At 57.2% G+C, this 4426-nt stretch carries 5 protein-coding genes; 1 reads left to right on the forward strand and 4 read right to left on the reverse strand.

Annotated features, from left to right (window positions below):
* Window positions 1-184 (reverse strand): hypothetical protein (locus Q0239_RS13895; RefSeq protein ID WP_298603878.1); only part of this gene is annotated, 184 nt, incomplete at its 3' end.
* Between the two features lie 100 nt (window positions 185-284).
* Here Q0239_RS13895 and Q0239_RS13900 point away from each other — a divergent pair.
* On the forward strand, window positions 285-896 hold the full coding sequence (locus Q0239_RS13900; RefSeq protein ID WP_298603886.1) for an O-antigen ligase: 612 nt from the start codon (window positions 285-287) through the stop codon (window positions 894-896).
* On the opposite strand, the gene Q0239_RS13905 is transcribed toward Q0239_RS13900, so the two are convergent.
* The 3 genes from Q0239_RS13905 to Q0239_RS13915 all read right to left on the reverse strand — a co-directional run.
* Window positions 868-1644: a DUF2569 domain-containing protein gene (locus Q0239_RS13905; protein ID WP_298603880.1), complete on the reverse strand. Its 777-nt coding sequence runs from the start codon at window positions 1642-1644 to the stop codon at window positions 868-870. The two genes, Q0239_RS13900 and Q0239_RS13905, sit on opposite strands and share 29 nt — an antisense overlap.
* 122 nt (window positions 1645-1766) lie before the next feature.
* A complete protein-coding gene (locus Q0239_RS13910) occupies window positions 1767-3806 on the reverse strand; it encodes a glycoside hydrolase family 97 protein (protein ID WP_298603882.1) in 2040 nt (679 codons plus the stop codon).
* Between the two features lie 105 nt (window positions 3807-3911).
* The coding region (locus tag Q0239_RS13915; protein WP_298603884.1) for a putative 2OG-Fe(II) oxygenase at window positions 3912-4426 on the reverse strand (515 nt) is incomplete at its 5' end.

Raw genomic sequence — 4426 nt, forward strand, 5'->3', positions numbered from 1 at the left:
AAACCGCCGTGGCCGCGAATGTTAGCAATAGAGACACACTTCCGTCTAACGGGAAGCCATAAATGCCTATGTTGGCCATTGCGATGAGCGATGCCAATATGAACAGGCCGCCCACCGATAGAGTAAGGGCGTCTGCACGACAGGCAGAAATAAATCCATCGAGGGCAAGAAAGAGATGCCGCATTTCTGAATCCCCCTTTTGTTGCCGCTAGCCAAAAGCTTGCTCGATCCTGCGAGAGGATTCAATAGGCCAACTAAGTTCAAAATTCGTTACGCTCACTTTGTTGCTTGCTTTTTGGACCGGATCACGAGGTGCGGTTTTTGCTACATTAGCAGGGATCGGCCTGCTTTTATTCGCCGCTGCGCAATATAGGATGCAGATTTTCAAATTCGCATTCTCGGCATTGATCGTCGGCGCAGTCTTGAGCGCAATTTTGCCAACGCCGCCAAATGCAGCTTATGGAATATTCAGATTTTCTCCAGTCCCTGAAGCCGGACGCGACTTGTCTACTGGTCGTATCTCGATGTGGATAGAAGTTGCCGGAAAAGTGTTCGAGAGGCCAGTATTTGGCTGGGGTCTCGACCAGTTTCAGCTGATAGATTTCAAGGGCTTCCCGGACTATCGGCAACCGCACAATGTCATATTGCAAGCCTTGATTTCAATCGGCTTCCTTGGCTGCGCATTGCTGGCCGCTGCGATATTGCCCGTCGTAAGGATGGCAAAGCTAAAGTCTGACTCCCTGAACCGGGTTGCCTCCTTTGGCCTGGTTTTGGCGACGCTGATTTACTCGCTGCATGACGCGGCGCTTTACTACAACTATCCGTTGATGATGCTCGCTGTTGCGGCCGCGTTGGCATTCGCGCCTGTCAAGCTGCCAGCCGTGCCCGATAAGTGAGGTTCACACGCTGCGACAACAGCAGATAGGGCAACCAGATTGCAACGCTGATCGCTACTTTCTTCACATTGCCGCTCAGCAAATCCCCCATCGCATCCCCGACTGGAACCGGCAGGCTCGGGGCATTGCTCACGAAATGCGCGATGCTCACCTGCGAGACAATATCGACACCCCAGACCATCAGCAAAAAGCGCGGGAACCAGGGGACGTTGCGCAATGCCATCATGAAGGCGATCATATAGAGGAAGTTCATCACGACAACATCGGTCGTCATTGCTGCAAACAGCATTTGCCCCCAGAGCGGCGCATGGCCATTCATCGCGGGGACGGCAGCGAGAAATTCCAGGCTGCGCACCGGCACGTTGATCATCATGCCTATGACTAGCGATGCCATCATACCTGTCGGTCCGAACAGAGGGTGCTGCCGCGCGGTCAGGCAATCGACAGTCTGCCAATTGCCATAGCGGGCGAGGCGGATCTGTGGCTGTTCGAACAATGCGCCGCGCGGGAACAGCGCGTTGCCTATCAGGCACGCCGCTACGGGTGCGCCGATTACGAGGAGGTAGGGTAGCAGCGTCTGCACCAATGCCGCCGGGCCATCGATCGGCGATGCCGCGAAGGTGATGCGCAGGGCACATAAGGCTCCCGCAATCACGACCCAGGCGATCATCAACCGGCCAATGCCGTGCTCCAGCGAGGCGATCGCCCAAATGCTCTTGCGATGAAGCTGTTCGGCGAAATCTTTCATCCAGCCCTGCATCTTGCCTTACCCCCGAAATATCACCCTAAGGTGGGTCTGGGACAAGGCTAAACGGACAGGGTTAACAAAATCTTTCGACCGAACGAGGCGTTGCTACGACGGGCCGATGCTTAACGCACCGGCTCCAGACGGGCTGCAAATCCGCCACCGGGGGCGAGCCATACAGCCAGCTTGTCCCCTTGCTTCACCGTCCTGGTTTCATAGGCGATATTGTGCCGTGCTTCGGTGAGGTAGGTTGCATCGGGGCCATCTTTGTAGATGGTTGCGCGATAGCTCTTGCCCGGTTCGAGGAAGGAAAGGTCGAGATCGACCATGCGCGCGGTGGCATCGTTGACGCCGCCGGTATACCAATTGGCACTGTTGCGATCCTTGCGCGCGAAAATCGCATATTCGCCCACTGCGCCCGCAATCAGTTTCGATTCCGCCCAGTCGGCCGGCACCTTGGAGATGAAATCCAGCTCCTTGGGATATTTGGCGAGGTTCTCAATGAAATCTGCGGCCATCTGGATCGGCGAATAGATGGCGAGGTAGAGGCCAAGCTGCTTTGCGCGCGTCGATGCAAGGGCATTGCCTGTCGGGCTGGTCAGCGAAAGTACGCCGGGGGTGAAGTCCATCGGCCCCGACAGCATACGCGTATAAACGAGGGTTGGCTCATGCTCCGGTCCGTTCGCGAACTGGCCCCATGCGTTATACTCCATACCGCGCGCGCCTTCGCGGGCGACCCAGTTGGGATAGGTGCGGCGCAGGCCGGTATCCTTCACCGGTTCGTGCGGGTTGACCGCAACTTTATATTTCGCTGCCGTCTCGACGACTTTCAGATGGTGCTGCACCTGGCGCTGGCCATCATGCCATTCCTTGCGCACCTCGCCTGGCGTGTCACCCGGCGCAATGATGCCTCCCGCATCGGCGACGTAACCGGTCTTGACGATATCGACGCCGAGTTCGCCATACAGCTTCATCGCATCGTCCAGCTGCGCCTCATAGACCGCGATATTGCCGCCGGTTTCATGATGCCCGATCAGCTTGACGCGTTTCTTGCGTGCATAATCGGTAACTTCCTTAAGGTCGAAATCGGGTACCGCTTCAGTGAAGCTGAATTCATCGCCATGGCCGAACCATTCGCCATTCCAGCCCTTGTTCCAGCCTTCAACCAATACTCCGCCAAAGCCATGCTTGGCCGCGAAATCGATATGTTCCTTTGTGCGCTCGGTGGTGGCACCATGGTTCGGGCCTTCAGCCCAGCTCCACTTGCCGGAGATCATGCCCCACCAGATGCCGACATATTTTTGCGGGCGGAACCAGCTGACATCGCCCAACTTGTTAGGCTCGTTGAGGTTGAGCTCAAGGTCATTCTCGACAAGGCTCGCCGCGCTGTCGCCGATGCGGATCGCACGCCATGGCGTAGCAAAAGGCGTCTCACGCGTAACGCGCGGCCCCTTTGACGAAGGCGACAATGTGGTGCGGAAAGTCTGCTTCTCACCCCGCTTGAACCAAAAGGCCGAATAGTCGACCAGCGCCGCCTCATGGAACGAAAGGTGCGTGCCATCGTCCAGCCGCATCGTGATCGGCGTATGCGCGGTCGAAACAGCATCAATCGGCGTCTTTTGATAGATTTGCTCGTAACGGTTCCACTCGCCGCCGGTGATCCACCAAGCCGTGCCGGGGCTGGCGATGGAAAATTCGGTCATCTCATCGGCGATATTCATCGTCTTGAGATTTTCCTGCTCCGGAATTTCATAACGGAAACCGACGCCATTATCGAAAATACGGAAGCGCACATTCATTGCGCGTTTCAGATAGGTCGGCTGGCGGAAACGCACGATCAAGTCGTTATAATGGTTGCGCACGAAACGGCGCTCGCCCCATGGCTGCTCCCATTTCTCGTCAACAGTCGGCTTGTTCTCGGCGCTTTCAAATTTGAAGCCGCGCACCATGTCATAACTGTCGGTCAGGATGAAACCCAGCTTCGATGGCGCGATCAGCAGCTTGCCCTTGCGGCTGATGCTGTAATTGGCGCGGCCATCACTATCCAGCTCGACACTGACGGTGATCGAACCATCGGGTGAGCTGGCGGTTGCCAAGGGTGCGCCTTGCACTGCGCCATGGGCCAGCAAAGCCACCACGGCTGCCTGAGCTGCTTTTTTCTGCATAATGGGTTTCCTCTCTCGCGGCCTGCTTTTGCGGGCCTGTTTATGGCACCATTCATTGCGGCAAAGCGGGCGACATTCAACCGTGTAGAGGTTGGTATACGTATGCTAAAAAGCCTCGGTTATCTGCGGAATTCGTATGTCGAACGCGATGGTCATCCGCTCACCCTCGGCAAAGGGTTCGGTGCCGTGCCATAGCGTTGACGGGAAGAGCGCAAGGCGCCCGGCCTTCGGCTCGATATACCGTATGGGTTCCATCGACAGTCCAAGTTCCGGCGGCGGAGCGCCAAGCGCCAGATGGCCGGCGGGGGCGGGGCCTGCGACATCCGGTTCGGGCACTACGATATAGAGTGCCGAACTTATCCAGCCCATCACATGGGTGTGCGCGGCATGATAGCCAGCGCCTGCCAACCGCACAGACCAACTGCCTTCAAACAAGATCGGTTGGTTGCGCGGCAGGCCGAGCAATGGATGTCTGGCGTCCTGAGCTGGCAATGCATCGATAAAGGAGTGCACGGCAGCTGAAACCATTTGCCGGGTTTTCTGGATCGCGGGGTGGGGGTGGAAGAAAAGCTGCCGGTCGGTTTGCGTTCCGCCGCGCACCGATTGGTCGGGGTAGGGGG

It is taken from the genome of uncultured Sphingorhabdus sp. (assembly GCF_937872355.1).
In the GTDB taxonomy this organism is placed as follows: domain Bacteria; phylum Pseudomonadota; class Alphaproteobacteria; order Sphingomonadales; family Sphingomonadaceae; genus Sphingorhabdus_B.